This is a genomic window from Micrococcus sp. CH7 (assembly GCF_001595485.1).
Lineage (GTDB): Bacteria > Actinomycetota > Actinomycetes > Actinomycetales > Micrococcaceae > Micrococcus > Micrococcus luteus.
Genome location: NZ_LOSQ01000004.1, coordinates 172,945 through 194,193 on the forward strand (window position 1 = coordinate 172,945; position 21,249 = coordinate 194,193).

Here is a 21,249-nt window from a genome sequence, read left to right on the forward strand (position 1 = left end):
GCGGGCCCGGCAGAAGAACCCGATCGTGGTCACCGCCTTCTCGTCCTCCAACGCCTCGGTGTACGCCAGGCGGGTGTACCCGTCGATCGCCGAGTGCAGGTAGGTGTAGCCGACCCGCCGGCCTGCACCACGCTTGGAAGCACGGCCTGCTTCACTGTCACGTCCGTGAGCACGCCAGCCGCCCCCGTCAGGGATGCGCCCGATCTTCTTCACATCCAGGTGCACCATGTGCCCCGGGCCGCGGGCGGTGATCTTCTGTGGTCGTTGGCGCAGGTCCTCACCCGTGGGCGCGAGGTCTGGCAACCGGGAGATGCCCAGCCGGTGCAGCCACCTGCCCACCGTTCGGAGGCACACCCGGTGGCCCTCGGAGACGAGGTGGTGATGGATGCGCCGTGCGGACCACTTGCGCTCCCGGCGCAGGGTGAGGATCTGGGCGACCAGGACCGGATCGAGCTGGGCAGGTGAACGGTGTGGCCGGCTGGGCAGGTCCTGAAGGCCGGCTTCTCCCTGGGCGCGGTAGCGGGCGACCCAGGTGGCCACCGTGGGCCGGCTCACCCGGAACTCGGCGGCCACGTGCGCCTGCGGGATCCCGTCGTGCAGGTGGCGGTGGACCATCCTGAGACGGCCGGTCGGGGTCAGGGGTGCGTTAGCGTGAGTCATGAGTGGGTCTTCTCGGGCAGGTCGGTGGTGTAGGAACTTCCATCCTGCGGGAGAGGCCCACTCGTCTCATCTCAGCCGGCGCCTCGTGGCAAGAACCTCATGACCCACAACACCTAGGCGCGCCGCCCCGGAGTGCCGAGCCCTGTTCGCCGTCGCAAATCACGCGGGCCGGGCTCGGTGACCTCCGGCGTGATCATCCCCACGGCCACCCGTGACGCGGGTACGCTGATCGCTGTTCCACGTCACAGCGCTCTCGCTCGACTCGTCTCACCCGCACGGAGGCCTCACCCATGTCGTCCCGCATCCACCACCCCGGCCTCCGGTCGAAGGTGATGTCCGCCGCGGAGGCGGCGGCGTTCATCCAGCACGGCACCACCGTGGGCATGAGCGGGTTCACCGGGTCCGGCTACCCGAAGGCCGTGCCGATGGCGCTGGCCGAGCGGGCCAAGGAGCTGCACGCGCGCGGCGAGGAGTTCCGCATCAACCTCCACACGGGGGCGTCCACCTCCGCGGAGATGGACGGCGCGCTGGCCGAGGCGGACGCCGTCGCGCTGCGCACCCCGTTCCAGTCGGACCCGACGATGCGCGCCAAGATCAACGCGGGCGCCATCGAGTACATCGACACGCACCTGTCCCACCTGGCGCAGACCGTGTGGAACGGCTTCTACGGGCCCATGACCACCGCGGTGATCGAGGTGTCCGGGATCCGCGAGGACGGCCGTCTCGTCCCCAGCTCCTCCGTGGGCAACAACAAGTCCTGGATCGACCTGGCGGATCAGGTGATCCTCGAGGTCAACTCGTGGCAGAGCGAGGACCTCGAGGGTCTGCATGACGTCTACTACGGCACCGCGCTGCCACCGCATCGCACGCCGATCATGCTCACCCACCCCGCGGACCGCATCGGTGAGACGTACCTGCGGTGCGATCCGGCCACGGTGGTGGCCGTCGTCGAGACCCACGCCCCGGACCGGAACTCTGCCTTCAAACCCGCCGACGCGGACTCGATCGTGATCGCCCAGCACCTCGTGGAGTTCTTCGAGCACGAGGTGGCCCAGGGCCGGTACGACGAGCGGCTGCTGCCGCTGCAGTCGGGCGTGGGCAACATCGCGAACGCGGTGATGTCCGAGCTGGTGAAGTCCCGGTTCACGGGCCTGTCCGCGTTCACCGAGGTGGTGCAGGACGGCATGCTCGACGCCCTGGACTCCGGCACGCTGGCGACCGCGTCCGCGACCGCGTTCTCCCTGTCCACCGAGGCCGCCGAACGGTTCAACGACAACGCCGCGAAGTATCGGGACAAGCTGATCCTGCGCACTCAGGAGATCTCCAACCACCCCGAGCTCGTGCGCCGCCTCGGCATCCTCGCCATGAACGGCATGCTCGAGGCCGACCTGTACGGCAACGTGAACTCCACGCACCTGATGGGCACGAAGATGATGAACGGCCTCGGCGGCTCCGGCGACTTCGCCCGCAACGCGTTCACCTCGTTCTTCCTCACCCCGTCCACGGCCAAGGGCGGGGACATCTCCTGCATCGTGCCGATGGTCTCGCACGTGGACCACACCGAGCACGACGTGCACGTGGTGGTCACCGAGCAGGGGCTGGCCGACCTGCGCGGCCTCTCCCCCAAGCAGCGCGCCCGCACGATCATCGACACGTGCGCGCACCCGGACTACAGGGAGCAGCTGCGGGACTACTTCGACCGCGCGATGCGCGAGTCGGACGGCCTGCACACCCCGCACCTGTTGGGCGAGGCCCTGTCCTGGCACCAGCGCTTCCTCGAGACCGGGACGATGCGTCAAGGCTGACGGCCCGCCGGACCGGGCACCTGCGGTACACCTGCGACGGGACACCCTACAGTGGGCCGCGCCTCGCGGCGGGGTGAGATCACGCCGGCTCCGGGCACGTGCCCGGAGCCGGCACAGGCCCGCGGGGCCGGCGACGGCGTCAGCCGCGCCCGCCCTGCTCCCGCTCGGGGATTCCCGCGGCCCACAGGGCGGCCGCGATGAGGGCGGGCTGGCCGAACAGCCGCGCCAGGCGGCGACCGTCCGTGTCCAGCCCGAAGCCGTCCTTGCGCTCGGCGTACTGCCCGATGTTCCCGGGGTAGATCGCGGTGTAGAAGGCCGCCAGGGCGGTGCCGGTCAGGCGGCGCTGCCCGGGGAGCGCCAGCAGAGCGGCCCCGAGGCCGATCTCGGCCACGCCGGATCCGAGCACCACGAGGTCCGCCGGGAGCGGGACCCACGAGGGCACCTGGGCGCGGAACTCACGGCGCGCCACGGTGAGGTGGGACAGCCCTGCGGCGGTCATGAACCCGCCGAGGCCGAGGCGGGCGGCGGTCTGCGAGAGGGGGACGGACTGCCGACGCTTCGTCATCACGCCTCCCCGAGCTCGAGGACGACGTCGATGTTGCCCCGGGTGGCGTTCGAATAGGGGCACACCTGGTGCGCCTGCTCCATGAGGGCGCGGGCCTGGTCCGCGGGGACATGGGGCAGCACGACCTCGAGGGTGACCTCCAGGCCGAAGCCCTCACCCTGGCGACCGATGCCCACGCGCGCGCCGACGGAGGAGTCGGTGATGTCGGCACGGGAGGCACGGGCGACCATCTGCAGGGCCGAGTGGAAGCACGCGGCGTAGCCGGCGGCGAACAACTGCTCGGGGTTGGTGCCCTGGCCGGAGCCGCCCATTTCGGTGGGCACGGCGAGGTCGAGGTCGACCCGCCCGTCGGTGGTGCGGACATGGCCGTCGCGGCCGGCGCCGGTGCTGAGCGCCTCGGCGGTGTAGATGGTCTCCATGGGAGGTCCTTTCATCCGCCCGCCCCGTGCGGGACGAGTCGGCTCCAGCCTGCCACCCTGTTAGGTCGCGCGCAACCAAGTCGCTCCCCAGCGACCACTAGAATCGCTCCCATGGATGCCGCGCCGACCCCCAGCCTCGCCCTCGAGGACCAGCTCTGCTTCGCCCTGCACCGGGCGGCGCGCGCCGTCACGCGCGGCTACGGCCCCCTGCTGTCCCGCCTCGGCCTCACCTACCCGCAGTACCTCGTGATGCTCACCCTGTGGCAGGCGGAGGGTGACGCCTCGGCCGAGACGGGTGCGTCGACGCCGAAGACCGCCGGGGCACTGGGGGTCGGCGCGCTGCGGGACAGGCTCGGCATGGACAACGGCACCATCACGCCTCTGGTGCGGCGCCTGGCCGGCATGGGGCTCGTCACGCGGGAGCGCGACGTCCGCGACGAGCGGCGCGTGCTGGTGCGGCTGACGGACGAGGGGCGGGCGCTGCGGGCGTCCGCCCGGACGGTCCCGGTGGACGCCCTCACCCGGATCCCCCTCGACGTCGCCGAGCGCCAGGTCCTCATGGACCAGCTGAACCGAATCACCGAGGCCGTCGGGCCGCGCTGAGACGGCGGGAGCGGCCCGCGCGCGGAGCGCGGTCAGCGCACCCGGTCCAGGATCGCCCGGGCGACGGCGTCCGCCTCGCGCTCGGGCAGCCAGTGGTCCGCGTCGAGCTTCACGAACCGGTACTCCCCCGCCACCTGCCCGGCCGTGAGCTCGGCGGCCCGCGGCCCCAGGGCCGCGTCCCGGGTGCCCCACACGTACGTGGTGGGGACCGACACGGGCGCGCTGCGCGTGGTGGTCACCAGATCCGGGTTCGCCCGATACCAGTTCACCGGACCGCGCAGGCTCTGCGGGGTGGAGAACCGGCGGGCGTAGTGCTCCGCCCCGGGGACCTGCCCCCGCTGCAGCAGGGAGCCCAGCCGTCGCGCGAGGATCCGTTCGGGGAGGGACGGTGCCTGGAAGGCGGCGATGTACCAGCTGCGGCGCAGCTGGTCCGGGCCGCGCAGGGCGCGGGCCAGGGCGGCCGGGTGCGGCGTGGACAGGACGGTCAGGGACGCGACGCGCTCGGGGTGCGCGGTGGCCAGTGCCCAGGCGACGGCGCCGCCCCAGTCATGGCCCACGACGTGGACGCGCCGCGCCCCCGCCGCGTCCGCCAGCGCGACGGCGTCCCCCACGAGCGCCGGGAGGCGGTAGGCCGCCGTCGCCCGCGGCGCGGCCCCCGGGGAGTAGCCGCGCTGGTCCGGCGCGAGGGTGCGCAGCCCCGCGGCGTGCAGCAGCGGCTCGACGTGCCTCCAGGACGTGGCGTCCTGCGGGAAGCCGTGCAGCAGCAGGACCACCTCCCCCTCGGCCGGCCCGCCGTCGCGGACATCGAAGGTCAGGCCCTGATGCCGGAAGGTGTCCATGCCGCCCCCGAGTGCGCCGTCGCCCGTCACAGCCGGACGAGCATCTTCCCCGTGTTGGCACCCTCGAGCAGGTCGATGAACGCCTGGGGTGCGTTCTCCAGACCCTCCCGGACGGTCTCGTCCCACTGGATCTTCCCGGCGGCGACCCACGGGCCCACGCGCTCCAGGAACTCGGGGCGGACCTGCGCTGCGTACTTCTGCAGGACGAAGCCGCGCAGGGTCAGGCACTTGCCGATCGCCAGGGCGAGGTTGCGCGGGGCGGCCGGCGGCTCCGTCGAGTTGTACTGGGCGATCGCGCCGCACATCGCCACGCGGCCGTCGACCCGCATCGCGGCGATGGCGGCCTCGAGGTGGTCGCCGCCCACGTTGTCGAAGTAGACGTCGATGCCCTCCGGCGCCGCCTCGGCCAGCAGATCGGTGGGCGAGCCGTCGTGGTAGTCGAACGCGGCGTCGAAGCCCAGCTCCTTCACCCGCGCCACCTTCTCGGGCGTGCCCGCCGAGCCGACCACGCGCGAGGCGCCCAGCAGGCGGGCGATCTGGCCGGCGAGCGAGCCGACGGCCCCCGCGGCGCCCGAGATGAAGACGGCGTCGCCCTCCTGCATCTCGGCCACGTGCACGAGGCCGGTGTAGGCGGTCAGACCCGTCATGCCCAGCACGCCCAGGTAGGTGCTGTCCGAGAACTGGGAGGTGTCCACGGCCTGGACGGCGTCGCCGTCGAGGACGGCGTGCTCGCGCCAGCCGCGGCCGTGGAGCACGGACGTGCCCTCCGGCACGTCCGCGTGGCGCGAGGCGATCACGGTGCCCACCGCGCCGCCGTCGAGGGGGGCGTCGAGCTGGAACGGAGGCACGTAGGACTCGACGTCGTTCATGCGGCCGCGCATGTACGGGTCCACGGACATCACGGTGTTGCGCACGAGGACCTGGCCCTCGGCGAGCTCGGGGAGCTCGACCTCCGTGAGACGGAAGTTCTCCGGCGTCGGGGCGCCGTGGGGGCGGGAGGCGAGGTGGATCTCGCGCGTGCGGGTGGGGGTGCTCATGGTGGTCTCCTCGGGGTCGAAGTGGTGGGCTCGGCGGGGGTCAGCGCGCGAGCAGGTCGAGGACGCGGCGGGCGGCGTCGGCGGAGGAGGCCGGGTTCTGACCGGTCACCAGGGTGCCGTCCGTGACCACGAAGCTCTCCCCGTCCGGGCCCTTGCGGTAGTCCGCGCCGGCGGCGATCAGCGAGTCCTCGACGAGGAACGGGACGACGTCCGTCAGCTGGGCGGCCTCCTCCTCGCCGTTGGTGAACCCGGCGACCTGACGGCCGCGCACGAACGGGGTGCCGTCGGCGGCGGTGATCGGGTGCAGGATCCCGGGCGCGTGGCAGACGAGGCCGAGCGGGCGCCCGGCCGCGTCGCTGTCGAGGATGATCCGCGTGGAGTCGGCGTCGGACACCAGGTCCCACAGCGGGCCGTGACCGCCCGGGTAGAAGACGGCGTCGAACCCGTCCACGTCCACCTGGGCCAGGGGCGTGGTGTGGGCCAGGGCGGCCTTGGCCTCCTCGTCCTGGTCGAACCGGCGGGTGGCGTCGGTCTGCATCTCCGGCTGCGAGCTCGTCGGGTCGATGGGCGGCTGGCCGCCGCGGGGCGAGGCGAGGGTGACCTCGTGGCCGGCGTCCGTGAAGACGTAGTAGGGCGAGGCGAACTCCTCGAGCCAGAACCCGGTCTTGCGGCCGGTGTCGCCCAGCTGGTCGTGCGAGGTGAGGATCATCAGGATGCGGGACATGTCTGGGGGCCTTTCGTCGGTGGGGACTGCACTCTCATGGTCGTACGCAACCGAATCTCGGGCAAGGGTGACGGTGCCCACCGGCCTCACGCCGCGGCCGCCGCGCCCAGGACATCAGCGCTCCGTCACCCGCCCGTCCTGGACCTGCCAGCGGCGGTCGGTGCGGACGGTGTCCAGCATGCGGCGGTCGTGGGTGACGAGCATCAGGGCGCCCTCATAGGTCTCCAGGGCCTGTTCGAGCTGCTCGATGGCCTCCAGGTCCAGGTGGTTGGTGGGCTCGTCGAGCACCAGGACGTTCACCCCGCGGGCCTGGAGCAGGGCCAGGGATGCCCGGGTGCGCTCGCCGGGCGAGAGCTCGTCCACGGGGCGGTTCACGTGGTCGGCCCTGAGGCCGAACTTGGCCAGCAGGGTGCGCACCTCCCCGGAGGCCATCTCGGGCACGAGCGCCTCGAAGGCCGCGGCGAGCGGGACGGTCCCGACCAGCAGCGAGCGCGCCTGGTCGATCTCCCCGATCTGCACGCTGGATCCCAGGGCGGCCGTGCCCTCGTCCGGGGCCTGGCGGCCCAGCAGCCCGCGCAGCAGGGTGGACTTGCCGGCCCCGTTGGGCCCGGTGATGCCGATCCGCTCTCCCGCGTTGACCTGGAGGGACACCGGGCCGAGCGTGAAGCCACCCAGCCGGAACACGGCGTCGTTGAGGGTGGCGACCACGGAGCTGGAGCGCGGCGCCGCGCCGATGGTGAACTCCAGCCTCCACTCCTTGCGTGGCTCCTCCACCTCCTCCAGGCGCGCGATGCGGCTCTCCATCTGCCGGACCTTCTGGGCCTGCTTCTCGCTCGACTCACTGTTGGCCTTGCGGCGCAGCTTGTCGTTGTCCGGAGACTTCTTCATCGCGTTGCGCACGCCCTGGCTGGACCACTCCCGCTGCACGCGGGCGCGGGAGACGAGGTCCTGCTTCTGCTCGGCGAACTCCTCGTACTTCTCCCGGGCCTGGCGGCGCAGGGTGGCCCGCTCCTCGAGGTAGGCCTCGTAGCCGCCGCCGTAGACGCGGTTGGTGCGCTGGGCGAGGTCGAGCTCCAGGACGCGGGTGACGCTGCGGGCGAGGAACTCGCGGTCGTGGCTCACCAGCACGACGCCGCCGCGCAGCTCCTGCACGAAGGCCTCCAGGCGGGTCAGGCCGTCGAGGTCCAGGTCGTTGGTGGGCTCGTCCAGGAGCACGACGTCGAAGCGGGAGAGCAGCAGCGCGGCGAGGCCGACGCGGGCGGCCTGCCCACCGGAGAGGGAGGTCATGAGGACCTGTTCCGGGGAGGCGGAGAGGTCCAGGCCGAGGTCGGCGAGGACGGCGGGGATGCGCTCCTCCAGGTCCGCGGCGCCGGAGGCCAGCCAGCGGGTGAGGGCGGTGTTGTAGCGGGCCGCGGCGGCGTCGGTGACGTCCGGGTCCGCCAGGGCCTCGGCGGCCTCGTCCATCTCGGTCTGCGCGGCGGCGCACCCGGTGCGGCGGGCGATGTACCCGGCCACCGTCTCCCCCGACACGCGCTTGTGCTCCTGCGGGAGCCAGCCGACGAAGGCGTCCGAGGGGGCGAGGGACACGGTGCCGGCCTGCGGGGCCAGGTCCCCGCCGAGGATGCGCAGCAGCGTGGACTTGCCTGCGCCGTTGGCCCCCACGACGCCGACGACGTCCCCCGGCGCGACGGTGAGGTCGAGCGCGTCGAACAGCGTGCGATGGCCGTGGCCGCCGGCCAGGCCGGAGGCGACGAGGGTGGCGGTCATGCTTCTCCTGGCTCGAGTGCGCTTCCCTGGGGCGGGTCACCGCCACACTGTCACAGATCCCCCGGGGCACCGCCCCCGGGCCCCGACTCCCAGACCTGCGGCGCGCTTCCTTCCTTGCCCTGACATGGGGAGGGTCATAGCGTCGCCAGGGTCAGGTGCGCGGCTCCGCGCGGCGCACACGGCGCTCCAGAGAGAAGGCAGAGCACTGATGACTGAACCGGTGAAGTACACGCCCGACATCGAGCATTCGGTCGACCGCGAGGAGGACCTGACCCGCGAGATCCTGGCCCAGATGGGCGCGGCACAGCGCCGCGCGGCGGGAGAGCACAAGCACGCCCACCGCGACGCCCACGCCAAGAGCCACGCCGTCCTCAAGGCCACGCTGGAGGTCCATGAGGGCCTGGCTCCCGAGCTGGCGCAGGGCATCTTCGCCCGTCCGGGCACCTACGAGGCGGTGGCGCGGCTCTCCTCCGCACCCGGGGACATCCACACCGACCGCACTCCCGCCCCGCGGGGCTGGGCCTTGAAGGTGCTGGGGGTGGAGGGCAAGCGGCTGCTGCCGGACCTGGACAGCCACAATCAGGACTTCCTCATGGTGAACTTCCCGACGCTCGCCTTCGGCACCGTGGCCCGCTACAAGGAGATGCTGAGCCTGCTGGAGAAGAACTCCCAGTCCCCCGAGCTGCTGCAGCGCCTGACGACGGGCGCCGCGCGCGTGGTCCGGGGTGCGGTGGAGACCGTCGGGGGGACCCCCAGCGCCACCCTGGAGGGCCTGGGGCGGGACAACGCCCACGTCCTCGGCGAGACGTACTTCACCCAGGGCGCCCTGCGCTACGGGGACCACGTCGCGAAGATCTCGCTGGCCCCGGCGTCCGAGAACGTGCGCGCCCTGACCGGTCAGGACATGAAGGTGGAGGACTTCTCCTCGATCAGCGAGATCGTCGCCGACTTCTTCTCGCGTGAGAGCGCAGAGTACGTCCTGCGGGCGCAGCTGGCGACCGACCCGGAGCGCATGCCGGTGGAGGACGCCTCCGTCCTGTGGGACGAGGAGGAGGCCCCGCACCAGCCCGTCGCCACCCTGCGCATCGAGGCGCAGGAGAGCTACAGCCATCCCCGCCGCGTCTACGGCGACGACGCCCTCACCTTCAACCCCTGGAACGGCGTGGTCGAGCACCAGCCGTTGGGCTCCATCATGCGCGTCCGCAAGCGCGCCTATGAGCAGTCCACTCGCTTCCGCCACGAGTTCAACGACCGCCCGGCCCCCGAGCCGTCGTCGCTCGACGACATCCCGGACTGATCCCGGCCCCACCCCTCACCATTCACCCCAAAGGATTCTCGAAGGAGGACCTCATGACTGACCGCTCAGACCCCCGGCTCCAGGACGAGAGCCGTCTCGACGCCGTCAAGCGCGCCGTCGAGGACGTCGCCCAGGACGCCCCCACGCTGGCCAAGATCGCCCTCGAGGCGATGATCCGTGAGCACAACCCGGACCTGTCCGGCACCGCCGACTCCGCCGGCCGCGTGGGGATGCGCTCGGGCAAGGTCTCGGAGCTGACCGCGATCGCCCGCCTCAAGCCGGGCGGCGCCGAACGGCTGCAGCGCATCTTCGACCTGACTCGCGGCAACATGGACGGCGCCCAGCGCGTGTCCACGCTGCACGACATGCGCTTCGTCTTCTTCGACGACAACACCCGCATCCTCTTCGCCACGGCCTACGACGGCGACTGGGACGCGTACATCAACGACTTCGCCACCAAGATCCCCGAGCTGATGGACCTCCTCTTCCAGAACGTGGAGGGGTGGCCGGGCATCGACAGCCCGACCGTGAAGGACTTCATCGCCGACCACCAGATCACCGCCTCCGGGTGGTTCGTGGCGAACCCGCAGGTCACCGTGGTGGACACGCGCCGACTGCAGCGCACCGAGGACGCGGTGAACACCTTCCTGGACCAGATGGCCGGGCGCACCGACCTGGACGAGGACACCGCGGCCGCCCTGAAGCAGCTCACCGACACGATCTCCACCCCCGAGGCGGTGGATTACTGAGATGGGCGTGCTCAAGGACCTGAAGGAACGTTTCGATCGGGAGCGGGTCGAGCTGGACCTGGACGACATCCAGGGCCTGGTGCTGCGGTCGCGGCCTGAGCCCTACGTCGGCGCCCACGCCATGCTGACCGTGGAGGGGGCCGAAGGCGGCCGGGACTTCGTCCGTCGCCTGGCCGAGCACGTGACCTCCGCGCAGGACTGGGCAGACGACCTGCAGTCCTGGACCGGCGTGGCGATCAGCTATGCCGGCCTGCGCGCCCTGGGGCTGCCCGAGGACTCCCTGTCCAGCTTCCCTTTGCCCTACCAGCAGGGGATGGCCGCCCGCGCTCAGCAGCTCATGGACACCGGGCCGAACGCCCCGGAGCACTGGGACGAGGCGTTCACCCAGGACGCCTGTCACATCGTGCTGACGATCTACGCGGCCGACGCCGACGCCCTGGACGCCGCCCTGGACCAGGCGGAGAAGGTGCTGGAGCACTCCACCGGAGTGACCCTGGTGGCCACCCACCGGTTCGGGGTCGACGAGCTGAACAAGAACCCCTTCGGCTTCCGGGACTCCATCTCGCAGCCGACGGTGGCCGGCAGCGGGGTGCGGCCCCAGCCGGGCCAGGAGCGCTCCATCTCCGCCGGCGAGTTCATCCTGGGCGAGAACAGCGAGACCGGCTCCCCGCTGGCCGTGCCGCAGCCGGACGTGCTGGGCCGCAACGGGACCTACGTGGTGCTGCGCAAGTTCGCCAGTCGGGTGGGCGCCTTCAACGAGTACCTGGCCTCGCAGAGCCCGGACCCGGAGGAGCAGCACCGGATCGCCGCGAAGATGTTCGGCCGCTGGCGCAGCGGCGCCCCGCTGGTGCTCTCCCCGGACCACGACGACGAGGAGCTGGGCAACGACCCGCAGCGGCGCAACGACTTCACCTTCGAGGACGACCCGAAGGGCCTGATGTGCCCGCACTCCAGCCACATGCGTCGCCTCAACCCGCGGGACAGCGACCTGTCGATCATGACGGACGTGAACATCAAGCGGATCATCCGGCGCTCCTCGACCTACGGTCCCGGGTGGTCGCCGGAGGTGACCTCGGCCGACGACGCGAAGGAGGACCGCGGGATCTACTTCATCTTCATCAGCGCCCGGGCCTTCGACACGATCGAGTTCATGCAGCAGGAGTGGATCAACGGAGGCAACTTCGTCGACCTCGGCTCCGAGCGGGATCCGATCGTCGGTCTGCACGAGGACGACCCGACGCAGGGACGGTTCACCATCCCCGCCGAGCCGGCCCGCAAGCGCATCGACGGCATCACCACCTTCAACCGGATGGCCGGGGGCGAGTACCTCTTCATGCCCTCGCTCAGCGCCCTGCGGTGGATCGGTGAGGGTGGCTGGACCTCCGAGCAGTCGGACGCCGAGGCGTGATGCAGCCTCCGTCCCCGGGCGGCCCCGCGGGCGCCCCGCCGTGGCAGGTTGACCTGGACTGGCTGTGGGGCACCCCGCCGGGCAACGACGGCTCCCCCGCGACCCTGCGGCTGGACGTCGTCGGCCCCGGGGCGGCCCGGGCGGCCGCCGCGTGGCTGGGCTCCCTGCCCGGGGGCGAGGACGGCGTGCGGGGCAGGGGCGGCTGGCGTGCCGACCCGGGCGAGCAGCCCGGCGCGGACGACCACGCCGTCCTGCTGCTCACCTCGGCGGGTGAAGACGTGGCGGACGGGCTGGAGGACGCCGCGGACGACGCCCACGCGGCGCTGGCCGCCGTCGGGGGCCTCACCCTGCGGTGGACTCCCCTGCCCCGTGACCCGTCCCGCTGAGGCCCTCGCGCCCCGTCGGTAGGGTGGAGTGATGGCGACGGTACTTCTCGTGCGGCACGGCCGCACCACGGCCAACGCGACCGGACTGTTGGCGGGCCGCACCCCCGGGGTCAGCCTGGACGATCACGGACGGGAGCAGGCGGCCCGCACCGCGGACCGCATCGCGGCCGTGCCCGTGGCCGCGGTGGTGGCCAGTCCCCTGGAGCGGTGCGCGCAGACGGCCCGCGCCCTCCTCGATCGCCAGCCGGGGACGGTGCCCTCGCTGGTCGACGACGACCTCACCGAGTGCGACTACGGCCAGTGGCAGGGGCGCGCGCTCAGCGACCTGGCCACCGAGTCCCTGTGGGCGACGGTGCAGACCCAGCCGTCCGCCGTCGTCTTCCCCGGTGGGGAGTCCATGGCGGGCATGCAGGCCCGCGCAGTGGCGGCGATCCGCCGGCACGACGCCGCCGTAAAGGCCGAGCACGGGCCCGGGGCGGTGTGGGTGGCGGTGAGCCACGGGGACGTCATCAAGTCGATCCTGGCCGACGCGCTCGGCACGCACCTGGATCTGTTCCAGCGGATCGAGGTGGGGCCCGCCTCCGTGTCCATCGTGAGCTACGGTCCGGCCCGCCCGCGGGTCTGGGCGATGAACACCGACGCCGGGGACCTGTCCTGGCTGGCGACCCTCGGCCCGTCCGACGACGCCCCGGTGGGCGGCGGCGCAGGCACGGGCACCGGTGCGGTGGACGAGCGGACGCCTAGGATCGTGGCATGACTGATGCACCTGCCCCCGCCCATGAGTTCGACTGGCCGGATCGGGTCGTGATCGGGACGCTCGGGCGTCCCGGCGCCCGCACGTTCTACCTGCAGGTGCGCACCGGGCCCCGGCTGGTGAGCCTGGCGCTGGAGAAGCAGCAGTCGGCCCTGATGGCGGAGATGATCGACGAGATCCTCGACGATCTCATGGCGCTGGAGGGCAACCCGCACAGCGTCCCGGCCAGCACGCCCGTGGAACTCGTGGACAACGATCCGCTGGACCCGGTGCAGGAGTGGTTCCGGGTGGGGGCCATCGGCCTGGGCTGGGACCCCACCACCGCGCAGGTGCTCATCGACGCGCACCCCCTCTCCGACGACGACGCCGACCCGGCGCTCGAGGCGGACGCTGAGGCCGTGCGCGTGCGCATGCCCGTCGGCGCGGCCCGGGCGTTCGCCCGGCGCACCCGGGAGGTCGTGGACGCCGGGCGTCCGTTCTGCTCGGACTGCGGCCAGCCCATCGACCCCGACGGCCACGACTGCACTCTCCCCGACTCCTGATGAGCGCCGCGGACGTGCCCGCCGGCGAGCTGGTGGCCGGGGAGCTGACGCTCACCGGCCGCATCACGACGGCGTCCAACGCCACGTTCCTCGGCGCGATCGGTGACACCCCGGTGGTCTACAAGCCGGTGGCCGGCGAGGCCCCGCTGTGGGACTTCCCCGCGGGCACCCTGGCCCGCCGGGAGGTGGCCGCGCACCTGGTGTCCGAGGCGCTGGGGTGGGACATTGTGCCGCGCACCTGGCTGCGCGACGGCCCGTTTGGTAAGGGCATGGTGCAGCTCTGGCAGGAGCAGGATCCTGAGCAGGATGCTGTGGACCTGTTCCCGGCGGACGAAGTGCCGGCCTCGGGATGGCTCACGGTCCTGGAGGGTGAGGACGAGGGCGGGAATCGGCTGGTCCTGGCCCACGAGGACTCGGCGGCGCTGCGCCGCATGGCGGTGTTCGACGTGCTCGTCAACAACGCCGACCGCAAGGGCGCCCACATCCTCGCCATGCCCGGCGGCCACCGCCACGGCGTGGACCACGGGCTGACGTTCCATGTGCAGGACAAGCTGCGGACCGTGCTCTGGGGGTGGCTGGGCGAGGCGCTGAGCGAGGAGGAGCGCGACGGCGTCGCCCGGGTTCTCGACGGGCTCGACGGTGAGCTGGGGCAGGGGCTGGCGGAGCTGCTGGGTGCCGAGGAAGTCGACGCCCTCGCCGAACGCTGCACCCGGTTGCTCGACGACGGGATCTTCCCTGCCCCGAGCGGGCTGACGCCGGCCGTGCCCTGGCCGCTCTTCTGACGGGCCTGAGGCGTCAGCGCGGCCGCAGGGACAGCGGGCGCACTCAGTCCACGAGCCCCGCCGCGGCACCGGCCGCACGGTAGTCCGCGGCGAGCGAGTCCAGGGTGGCGTGAGCGTTGAGCCCGCTGGGGTTCGGCGCCACGAACAGCCGCGTGCCCGGCCACGGCGTCTGCTGCTCCCCCAGCACCGCCTTCGGGCGTCCGAACGCCTGCCGGTAGGCCGTCACCCCCAACACAGCGACGACGGCCGGCGCATGCGCTGCCACGAGCGCGTCCAGGCGGGCGGGGGCGGCGGCGAGCTCCTCCGCGGTGAGCTCGTCGGCGCGGGCGGAGGCCCGCGGGACGAGGTTGGAGATCCCGATGCCGCGGGCGTGCAGCTCGGCGAGGTCCTCGGCCTTGTAGCCGTCGGAGGCGTCGATCAGGTGTCGGGTGAGCCCGGCGCGGTGCAGGGCCGGGTAGAAGCGGTTGCCGCGGCGGGCGAAGTGCGCACCGGTGGCGGCGCTCCACAGGCCGGGGTTGATGCCGATGAACAGCAGCCGCAGCGGGTCCGGCAGCAGGTCGGGGACGGTGCGGTCGCGGAACTGCTGGAGCTCGGCCTGGGTGAAGCGCATGTCAGTAGTGATACCTCGCCTGGAGGATGATCAGGTCCTCGCCGTCGACGAGGTAGACGAGCCTGTGCTCCTCCGTGATGCGTCGGGACCATGCCCCGGGCGCGCCGTACTTCAGCTGCTCGGGCTTGCCGATCCCGTCGAAGGGATCACGCAGGGCGGCGTCGATGAGGGTGTTGATCCGCTTGAGGACCTTGCGGTCCGTGGTCTGCCAGTGCGTGTAGTCCTCCCAGGCCGAGCGGTCCCACACGAGGCGCACTCAGGCGTCCCCGTCCATGCGGTCCAGAGCGTGCTCCTCGACGCTCCCTGCGCGGGCGCGCTCGTAGGCGTCCAGCAGCCGGCGGGCGTTGGCCGGGGAGCGGAACAGGTAGGCGGTCTCCTGCCAGGCGGCGTACTCGTCCGCGGGCATGAGGACGGCATTCCCCTTGCGGGAGACGATCTCTACGGCGTCGCGGTCCGCATTCACTCGCTCGATGAGCGGGAACAGGGTCTTGCGGGCTTCACTGGCGCTGATGGACATGCTGGCCTCCTCGGGTGCGATGTGGTACTTGCTTATGGTACCAGTTGGGGCTGTCGAACTCGGGGGGTGCCGTGCGGGATGCAGATCTCCTTGCCCTCGTGGTCCGTGGGCGCGGCGACGGCGTCCCCTGCTCTCCCAGGAGCGCCTTGGGCTTCCCGAAGATGTCCACACCCGCTCTCCTGACGCAGGCCCCCGCGGGCCGTTCTATTGTCCTGAGGACCATCGAGACGGCCGAACCCTGTTCGCCACAACATCGCCGTTGAAGTCCCATCTGCCCTAGGGCGTGTCTCCCTTATCGGTGGTGAGGCTCGCGGCAGGCTGGTCGGGTGAGGTCGACAGGGTCGCGGTATCAGGTGTTCACGGACGAGCAGTGGGAGCGGATCGAGCCGTTGCTGCCCTCGAATCAGGGCCGGCGTGGGCATCCCTTCGGGGAGCACCGCAGGGTGGTGGAGGGCATCGCCTACCGGTATCGGACCGGGGTCCCGTGGCGGGATCTGCCCCGGGAGCAGTTCGGGCCCTGGCAGACGGTGTGGAAGCGCCACCGCCGCTACGCCGCGGATGGGACCTGGGATCGGGTGCTGACCCACGTGCTGGCCGAGGCCGATGCGGCCGGGATGATTGACTGGGCCGTCTCGGTCGATGCGACCATCGCCCGGGCCCATCAGCACGCCACGAACACCACTCGTCCGGACCAGGACACAGGGGGCCGGGGCGAATCACAAGAAACTGCCGCTGGATGAGGTTGAGCCGCCCGGGCACGGCATCGGGCGTTCCCGCGGCGGGCTGACGACCAAGATTCACCACGCCGTCGATGGCCGCGGCCGGCCGCTGGCCGCGATCGTCACCGGCGGGCAGCGCAACGACGAGGCCGTGCTGGCGCAGGTGCTGGCCGAAATCCAGATTCCCCGACTCGGCGCCGGCGCCGCCCGAGCCCGCCCGGAGGCGGTGATCGCCGACCGGGCCTATGCCACCGGAGTGATTCGCAACGAGCTGCGCCGCCGCCGAATCACCGCGGTAATTCCGGAGAAACGGGACCAGATCGCGGCCCGAGCCCGTCGCGGCAGCCGCGGCGGGCGGCCGCCGGCCTTCGACGCCCAGGCCTACCGCGGGCGCAACGTCGTGGAACGCCACTTCGCCCTAGCCAAGCAATGGCGCGGCTTGGCCACTCGTTACGACAAGCTAGCGATCACCTACCGCGCCGCCGTCACCCTCTGCGCCATCTTCACCTGGCTACGCGCATAAGGGAGACACGCCCTAGTTGTAGGAGGGCATGACGTTGTTGACACGCACCGGGGCCAACGAGGCCGGAGGAGCCTCTCCGCAGGAGGTATGCGGCCGATGGTAGTTGTAGTGATTCACCCACACCTGCAGGGCCTCACGCCGAGCCCGCTCTGAGGAGTACGGGCGGGCGTAGAGGACCTCGTCGACCATCAGCCGGTTGTACCGCTCGACCTTCCCGTTGTGGCGCGGGGTGTAGGGGCGGATCCGGTGATGCCGGCCCCCGAGAGAGACCACCTTCCGGGTGAAGTCCACGGCCCGGTAGTTGTTCCCGTTGTCCGTGACCACCCGGTCCACGGTGATGCCGTGAGCGGCGAAGAACGCGCGGGCCCGGCAGTAGAACCCGATCGTGGTCACCGCCCGCTCATCCTCCAGCGCCTCCGTGTACGCCAGGCGGGTGAACCCGTCGATCGCCGAGTGCAGGTAGGTGTAGCCGACCCGCTGGCCAGACCCCCGCTTGGAAGCACGCCCTGCCTCACTGTCTCTTCCGTGGGCGCGCCAGCCTCCCCCTTCAGGGATGCGTCCGATCTTCTTCACGTCCAGGTGCACCATGTGCCCTGGCCCCCTCGCGGTGATCCTCCGGGCCGGCTGCCGGCGGAGGTCTTCTCCGGCTGGGGTCAGGTCCCGTAGGCGGGAGATCCCGGCCCGGTGCAGCCATCGCCCCACGGTGCGAAGACACACCTGGTGGCCCTCGCCGACCAGATGGTGATGGATGCGCCGGGCGGACCACTTCTCGGCCCGGCGCAGGGCCTCCAGCTCGGCCACGATCGCGGGGTCGAGCCGGGCAGGTGAGCGATGGGGCCGGCTCGAGCGGTCTTGCAGTCCTGCCTCGCCTTCGGCACGGTAGCGGGCGACCCAGGTGGCCACCGTGGGCCGACTGACGCGGAACTCCGCGGCCACGTGGGACTGCGGGATCCCGTCGTTCAGGTGGCGGTGGACCATGCGCAGCCGGCCGGTGGGGGTCAGAGGTGCGTTAGCGTGAGTCACGAGCGGGCTTCCTTCCGCGGATGAGTGGATGTCGCAATTCCCATCCTGCGGGGCGGAGCCCGCTCGTCTCATCTCAGCCCGTGCCTCGTGTCAAGAACCTCATGACCCACAACACCTAGTCTGGCTAGAATCCCCTGCCGCACAAAGGACTTCCGATGACTGGAATACCGTTTCTGCTCGTCTTCATCCTCGCCGTCGCCCTGATGATCGTCATGATCTCCAGATGGAAGATCCACCCCTTCCTCTCGATCATGGTCGTCGCCTTCGCCTTGGGGATCATCGGTGGGATCCCGCTGGTGAAGTCGACCGGCGCCGAAGGGGAAGAGCCCGTCAAGGGCATCGCCGACGTGATCGGGGAGGGATTCTCCGGGATCTTCACGTCGATCGGCATCGTCATCATCCTGGGCACGCTCATCGGTCTCATCCTGGAGCGCACCGGCGGTGCCTTCAGGATCGCTGATGCGCTCGTGAGGGTCGTCGGCAAGCGCTACCCCGTCCTGGCTATGCAGCTCATGGGCTGGGTGGTCTCCATCCCCGTGTTCTGCGACTCCGGATTCGTCATTCTCAATCCCATCCGCAAGGCCCTGGCCCGTCGCACCGGGGCGTCACCCGTGGCGATGACCGTGGCCCTGGCGGCAGGTCTGTACACCTCGCACGTCTTCATCCCGCCGACCCCGGGGCCCATCGCAGCCGCCCAGAACCTCGGCATCGGCGACCACCTCCTGCTGGTGATCGGCCTCGGCGTCGTCGTCTCGATCCCCGCACTCCTCGTCGCGTACCTGTACGCCCTCTACATCGGCAAGCGGGTGACCGCCCCTGAGGAGATCGGCACGGAGGATGCGGACGAGCTGGAGGCGGCCTACGACGCGCTTCGCCGGTCCTACGGGCGGATGCCTGGGACGGCTGCGTCCTTCGCGCCCATCATCGCCCCCCATCCTGCTCATGGCTCTCGGCTCGCTCGCATCCGTCCTGAAGTGGACCGGCCCCGCGGGTGACTTCGCCCGATTCCTCGGCACGCCGATGATCGCGCTCGCCGTCGGCACCCTCTGCGCAGTCGGCGTGCTGTTCAGCGTGCGCCGTGGCGAGACGTTCTACGACCTGACAGAGGAGACCCTCCGGGTCGTCGGCCCCATTCTGTTCATCACGGCGGCCGGCGGTGTACTGGGGCGCGTCATCGCCGCCACCGACCTCGTCACCTTCATCGAGAGCAACGCTGCGCAGTTGTCGGTCATCGGACTGTTCTTCCCCTTCCTCGTCTCCGCCGCCCTGAAGACCGCGCAGGGCTCCTCCACAGTCGCACTCACGACCACGTCGGCCATGGTCTTCCCGATGATGCCTGCATTGGGCTTCGAGACCTCGGTGGCCAGCGCGCTCGTGGTCATGGCCATTGCGGCCGGCGCCATGACCGTCTCCCACGCCAACGACTCGTACTTCTGGGTGGTCACCAACTTCAGCGGCATGACGCCCTCGCAGGGTTACCGCACCCAGACGATGGTCACGCTTCTGATGGGACTCACCTCCATCGTGTTCATCTGGATCCTCGGCCTCGTCCTCGTCTGACCCCGTCACCTGACTCAGGAGATCCACGCGTGCAGCGCATCATCGTCATCCCAGACTCGTTCAAGGGGGCCCTGTCGTCGCGGGAGGCGGGCTCCGCGATCGCGACGGGTCTCGCGTCGGTCACCGACGCCGAGCTCCTCGTGGCGCCCATCGCCGACGGCGGGGAGGGCACCGTCGAGGCCTTCGTGGCTGCCGCAGGGGGCGCCTTGCAATCCGCAACCGTCTGCGGGGTGTTCTTCGGCGAACGCGTGCCCGTCCACTACGGACTGATCGACCCAGACGTGGCGGTGGTGGAGACCGCCTCATGTGCCGGGCTCCCGCTCGCCTCCGGACGCGAGGACACGGGACGGGCCACGACGTTCGGGGTCGGCGAGCAGATCCTCGACGCGGTGGCCGCTGGAGCGCGCAGAGTCATCGTCGGGGCCGGCGGGAGCGCCACGACGGACGGCGGCACGGGCGCTGCCGCAGCCCTCGGCGTCCGGTTCCTCGACGCCGCGGGTGAGGAGTTCGTCCCGACCGGCGACACCCTCACCCGGATTGCGCGGATCGACTCCACCCCGGCACGAGACCGGCTCCGCGACGTCGACGTGGAGGTGATGTGTGACATCAGCAACCCCCTCACGGGATCGCAGGGTGCAGCCCACGTGTTCGGCCCCCAGAAGGGGGCGGATCCTGCATCAGTGGCGAGCCTGGACACCGGGCTGGCCCATCTCGCGGGCATCGTCGAGCGCGACCTCGGGGTCGCGATCGATGCGCTCCCCGGTTCGGGAGCGGCGGGAGGTCTGGCGGGTGGCCTGCACGCCTTCATCGGGGCCACCTTGAAGCCGGGCATCGACGTCGTCCTCGAGACGGCGGGTTTCCACGACCTCGTGAAGACCGCTGACCTCGTCATCACCGGGGAGGGGCGCATCGACGGCCAGTCCTTGGCCGGGAAAGTGCCGGTCGGCGTGGCCCAGGCCGTGCGCGCAGCCGGTCGTGCGATCCCGGTGATCGTCCTCGCCGGCTCCGTGGGACAGGACACGGACACCCTCTACGACGAGGGCATCACCGCGATCGTGCCCATTGGCCGCGGGCCCCAGGACCTGGCGACAGCGATCCGTCGTACGGCAGAGGACCTGACCGCGACCGCCCGCGACGTCGGGCGGCTGGTGATGGCCTGCTCCCCCGCCGGGCTCACACGTTGAGGAGGGTGAGGACGAGGACGGGAATCGGCTGGTCCTGGCCCACGAGGACTCGGCGGCCTTGCGTCGGATGGCCGTGTTCGACGTGATCGTCAACAACGCCGACCGCAAGGGCGCCCACATCCTCGCCATGCCCGGCGGGCACCGCCACGGCGTGGACCACGGGCTCACGTTCCATGTGCAGGACAAGCTGCGGACCGTGCTGTGGGGATGGCTCGGCGAGGCGCTGAGCGACGAGGAGCGCGACGGCGTCGCCCGGGTGCTTGAGGCACTCGGCGGCAAGCTCGCGCCAGAGTTAGGGGGCCTAGTCAGCTTGGAGGAGGTCGACGCGCTCGTCGAGCGCTGCGCCCACCTGCTCGAGGAGGGCCGCTTCCCCGCCCCTAGCTGTTGTGGGTCATGAGGTTCTTGACATGGGTACCGGGCTGAGATGAGACGAGTGGGCCCCGCCCCGCAGGATGGAAGTTCCTCAACAACCCACCTGCCAGAAGAGACCCACTCATGACTCACGCTAACGCACCCCTGACCCCCACTGGCCGTCTCAGGATGGTCCACCGCCACCTGCACGACGGGATCCCGCAAGCCCATGTCGCCGCCGAGTTCCGGGTGAGCCGGCCCACGGTGGCCACCTGGGTCGCCCGCTACCGCGCCCAGGGAGAAGCCGGCCTTCAGGACCTGCCCAGCCGGCCGCACCGTTCACCTGCCCAGCTCGATCCGGTCCTGGTCGCCCAGATCCACGCCCTGCGGCGGGAGCGCAAGTGGTCCGCACGGCGCATCCATCA

The 21,249-nt window shown here is 71.3% G+C and carries 25 protein-coding genes and 1 pseudogene; 15 read left to right on the top strand and 11 right to left on the bottom strand.

Going from position 1 to position 21,249, the window contains the following annotated elements; genetic code table 11:
- Positions 1-660, bottom strand: a 660-nt coding sequence (locus AUV08_RS02095; protein WP_061873077.1) for a leucine zipper domain-containing protein, incomplete at its 3' end; no start/stop codon positions are given.
- Between the two features lie 290 nt (positions 661-950).
- Here AUV08_RS02095 and AUV08_RS02100 point away from each other — a divergent pair.
- A complete protein-coding gene (locus AUV08_RS02100) occupies positions 951-2,465 on the top strand; it encodes an acetyl-CoA hydrolase/transferase family protein (protein WP_061867059.1) in 1,515 nt (504 codons plus the stop codon).
- Between the two features lie 139 nt (positions 2,466-2,604).
- Here AUV08_RS02100 and AUV08_RS02105 read toward each other — a convergent pair whose 3' ends face one another.
- Both AUV08_RS02105 and AUV08_RS02110 read right to left on the bottom strand, forming a co-directional pair.
- The gene (locus AUV08_RS02105) at positions 2,605-3,030 is read right to left on the bottom strand and encodes a membrane protein (RefSeq protein ID WP_010080504.1); all 426 of its coding nucleotides are present in this window, start codon (positions 3,028-3,030) and stop codon (positions 2,605-2,607) included.
- Complete coding sequence (locus AUV08_RS02110; RefSeq protein ID WP_017487949.1) at positions 3,030-3,449, bottom strand: organic hydroperoxide resistance protein; 420 nt, start codon at positions 3,447-3,449, stop codon at positions 3,030-3,032. Before AUV08_RS02110 ends, AUV08_RS02105 begins: the two co-directional genes overlap by 1 nt.
- 111 nt (positions 3,450-3,560) lie before the next feature.
- On the opposite strand from AUV08_RS02110, the gene AUV08_RS02115 reads away from it, so the two are divergent.
- Positions 3,561-4,052: a MarR family winged helix-turn-helix transcriptional regulator gene (locus AUV08_RS02115; protein WP_061873078.1), complete on the top strand. Its 492-nt coding sequence runs from the start codon at positions 3,561-3,563 to the stop codon at positions 4,050-4,052.
- 32 nt (positions 4,053-4,084) lie between these two features.
- Here AUV08_RS02115 and AUV08_RS02120 read toward each other — a convergent pair whose 3' ends face one another.
- From AUV08_RS02120 to AUV08_RS02135, 4 genes are all read right to left on the bottom strand, one after another.
- Positions 4,085-4,891 (bottom strand): alpha/beta fold hydrolase, encoded by an 807-nt coding sequence (locus AUV08_RS02120; RefSeq protein ID WP_060973487.1) that lies wholly within the window; start codon positions 4,889-4,891, stop codon positions 4,085-4,087.
- A 26-nt stretch (positions 4,892-4,917) separates the two neighbouring features.
- Entirely contained in the window at positions 4,918-5,928 is a 1,011-nt protein-coding gene (locus AUV08_RS02125) for an NADP-dependent oxidoreductase (protein WP_061873079.1), read from the bottom strand.
- A 40-nt stretch (positions 5,929-5,968) separates the two neighbouring features.
- On the bottom strand, positions 5,969-6,652 hold the full coding sequence (locus tag AUV08_RS02130) for a type 1 glutamine amidotransferase domain-containing protein (RefSeq protein ID WP_041103944.1): 684 nt from the start codon (positions 6,650-6,652) through the stop codon (positions 5,969-5,971).
- Between the two features lie 114 nt (positions 6,653-6,766).
- Entirely contained in the window at positions 6,767-8,419 is a 1,653-nt protein-coding gene (locus AUV08_RS02135) for an ABC-F family ATP-binding cassette domain-containing protein (protein ID WP_061867061.1), read from the bottom strand.
- A gap of 208 nt (positions 8,420-8,627) precedes the next feature.
- Here AUV08_RS02135 and AUV08_RS02140 point away from each other — a divergent pair, with 208 nt between their 5' ends.
- The 7 genes from AUV08_RS02140 to AUV08_RS02170 are packed head-to-tail and all read left to right on the top strand — an operon-like array spanning position 8,628 to position 14,337.
- The gene (locus AUV08_RS02140; protein WP_172717669.1) at positions 8,628-9,716 is read left to right on the top strand and encodes a catalase family protein; all 1,089 of its coding nucleotides are present in this window, start codon (positions 8,628-8,630) and stop codon (positions 9,714-9,716) included.
- Positions 9,717-9,769: 53 nt separating this feature from the next.
- Entirely contained in the window at positions 9,770-10,465 is a 696-nt protein-coding gene (locus AUV08_RS02145; RefSeq protein WP_044659971.1) for a hypothetical protein, read from the top strand.
- Between the two features lies 1 nt (position 10,466).
- Positions 10,467-11,873, top strand: coding sequence for a Dyp-type peroxidase (locus AUV08_RS02150; protein WP_061867062.1), 1,407 nt, complete (start codon positions 10,467-10,469; stop codon positions 11,871-11,873).
- On the top strand, positions 11,873-12,259 hold the full coding sequence (locus AUV08_RS02155) for a hypothetical protein (RefSeq protein WP_020624987.1): 387 nt from the start codon (positions 11,873-11,875) through the stop codon (positions 12,257-12,259). The genes AUV08_RS02150 and AUV08_RS02155 overlap by 1 nt, the downstream gene beginning before the upstream one ends.
- A gap of 31 nt (positions 12,260-12,290) precedes the next feature.
- Positions 12,291-13,016, top strand: a complete 726-nt coding sequence (locus AUV08_RS02160) for a histidine phosphatase family protein (RefSeq protein WP_192831658.1) — start codon at positions 12,291-12,293, stop codon at positions 13,014-13,016.
- On the top strand, positions 13,013-13,555 hold the full coding sequence (locus tag AUV08_RS02165; protein WP_049145873.1) for a DUF3090 domain-containing protein: 543 nt from the start codon (positions 13,013-13,015) through the stop codon (positions 13,553-13,555). Before AUV08_RS02160 ends, AUV08_RS02165 begins: the two co-directional genes overlap by 4 nt.
- Positions 13,555-14,337 carry an SCO1664 family protein gene (locus AUV08_RS02170; RefSeq protein WP_061867063.1) on the top strand — a complete coding sequence of 261 codons (783 nt, stop codon included), beginning with the start codon at positions 13,555-13,557 and terminating at the stop codon, positions 14,335-14,337. Before AUV08_RS02165 ends, AUV08_RS02170 begins: the two co-directional genes overlap by 1 nt.
- 43 nt (positions 14,338-14,380) lie before the next feature.
- Here the strand turns inward: AUV08_RS02170 and AUV08_RS02175 are convergent, their stop codons facing one another.
- Genes AUV08_RS02175 through AUV08_RS02185 form a run of 3 tightly spaced genes read right to left on the bottom strand, consistent with a single transcriptional unit; the run spans position 14,381 to position 15,464 of the window.
- Positions 14,381-14,947: a mismatch-specific DNA-glycosylase gene (locus AUV08_RS02175; protein ID WP_041103934.1), complete on the bottom strand. Its 567-nt coding sequence runs from the start codon at positions 14,945-14,947 to the stop codon at positions 14,381-14,383.
- A 1-nt stretch (position 14,948) separates the two neighbouring features.
- The gene (locus AUV08_RS02180) at positions 14,949-15,203 is read right to left on the bottom strand and encodes a Txe/YoeB family addiction module toxin (RefSeq protein WP_041103932.1); all 255 of its coding nucleotides are present in this window, start codon (positions 15,201-15,203) and stop codon (positions 14,949-14,951) included.
- Positions 15,204-15,464 (bottom strand): type II toxin-antitoxin system Phd/YefM family antitoxin, encoded by a 261-nt coding sequence (locus AUV08_RS02185; RefSeq protein ID WP_036340860.1) that lies wholly within the window; start codon positions 15,462-15,464, stop codon positions 15,204-15,206.
- 326 nt (positions 15,465-15,790) lie between these two features.
- On the opposite strand from AUV08_RS02185, the gene AUV08_RS11685 reads away from it, so the two are divergent.
- Positions 15,791-16,706, top strand: a protein-coding gene (locus AUV08_RS11685; protein ID WP_201292392.1) for an IS5 family transposase whose coding sequence is annotated in 2 segments (ribosomal slippage) — positions 15,791-16,165 and positions 16,167-16,706 — 915 coding nt in all. Because the reading frame shifts where the segments join, the coding sequence is not laid out codon by codon here.
- 12 nt (positions 16,707-16,718) lie between these two features.
- On the opposite strand, the gene AUV08_RS02200 is transcribed toward AUV08_RS11685, so the two are convergent.
- Positions 16,719-17,729: an IS481 family transposase gene (locus tag AUV08_RS02200; protein WP_061867064.1), complete on the bottom strand. Its 1,011-nt coding sequence runs from the start codon at positions 17,727-17,729 to the stop codon at positions 16,719-16,721.
- A gap of 155 nt (positions 17,730-17,884) precedes the next feature.
- Here AUV08_RS02200 and AUV08_RS12290 point away from each other — a divergent pair, with 155 nt between their 5' ends.
- The 5 genes and pseudogenes from AUV08_RS12290 to AUV08_RS02220 form a co-directional block, all read left to right on the top strand.
- On the top strand, positions 17,885-18,724 hold the full coding sequence (locus AUV08_RS12290) for a GntP family permease (RefSeq protein ID WP_230277986.1): 840 nt from the start codon (positions 17,885-17,887) through the stop codon (positions 18,722-18,724).
- Positions 18,672-19,289, top strand: a complete 618-nt coding sequence (locus AUV08_RS12295; RefSeq protein ID WP_230277985.1) for a GntP family permease — start codon at positions 18,672-18,674, stop codon at positions 19,287-19,289. The genes AUV08_RS12290 and AUV08_RS12295 overlap by 53 nt, the downstream gene beginning before the upstream one ends.
- 29 nt (positions 19,290-19,318) lie before the next feature.
- Entirely contained in the window at positions 19,319-20,473 is a 1,155-nt protein-coding gene (locus tag AUV08_RS02210; RefSeq protein ID WP_061867065.1) for a glycerate kinase, read from the top strand.
- Position 20,474: 1 nt separating this feature from the next.
- Positions 20,475-20,870, top strand: a pseudogene (locus AUV08_RS02215) (phosphatidylinositol kinase); the annotation flags it as partial.
- A 98-nt stretch (positions 20,871-20,968) separates the two neighbouring features.
- On the top strand, positions 20,969-21,249 hold a 281-nt coding region (locus AUV08_RS02220), incomplete at its 3' end, for a leucine zipper domain-containing protein (protein WP_157571209.1).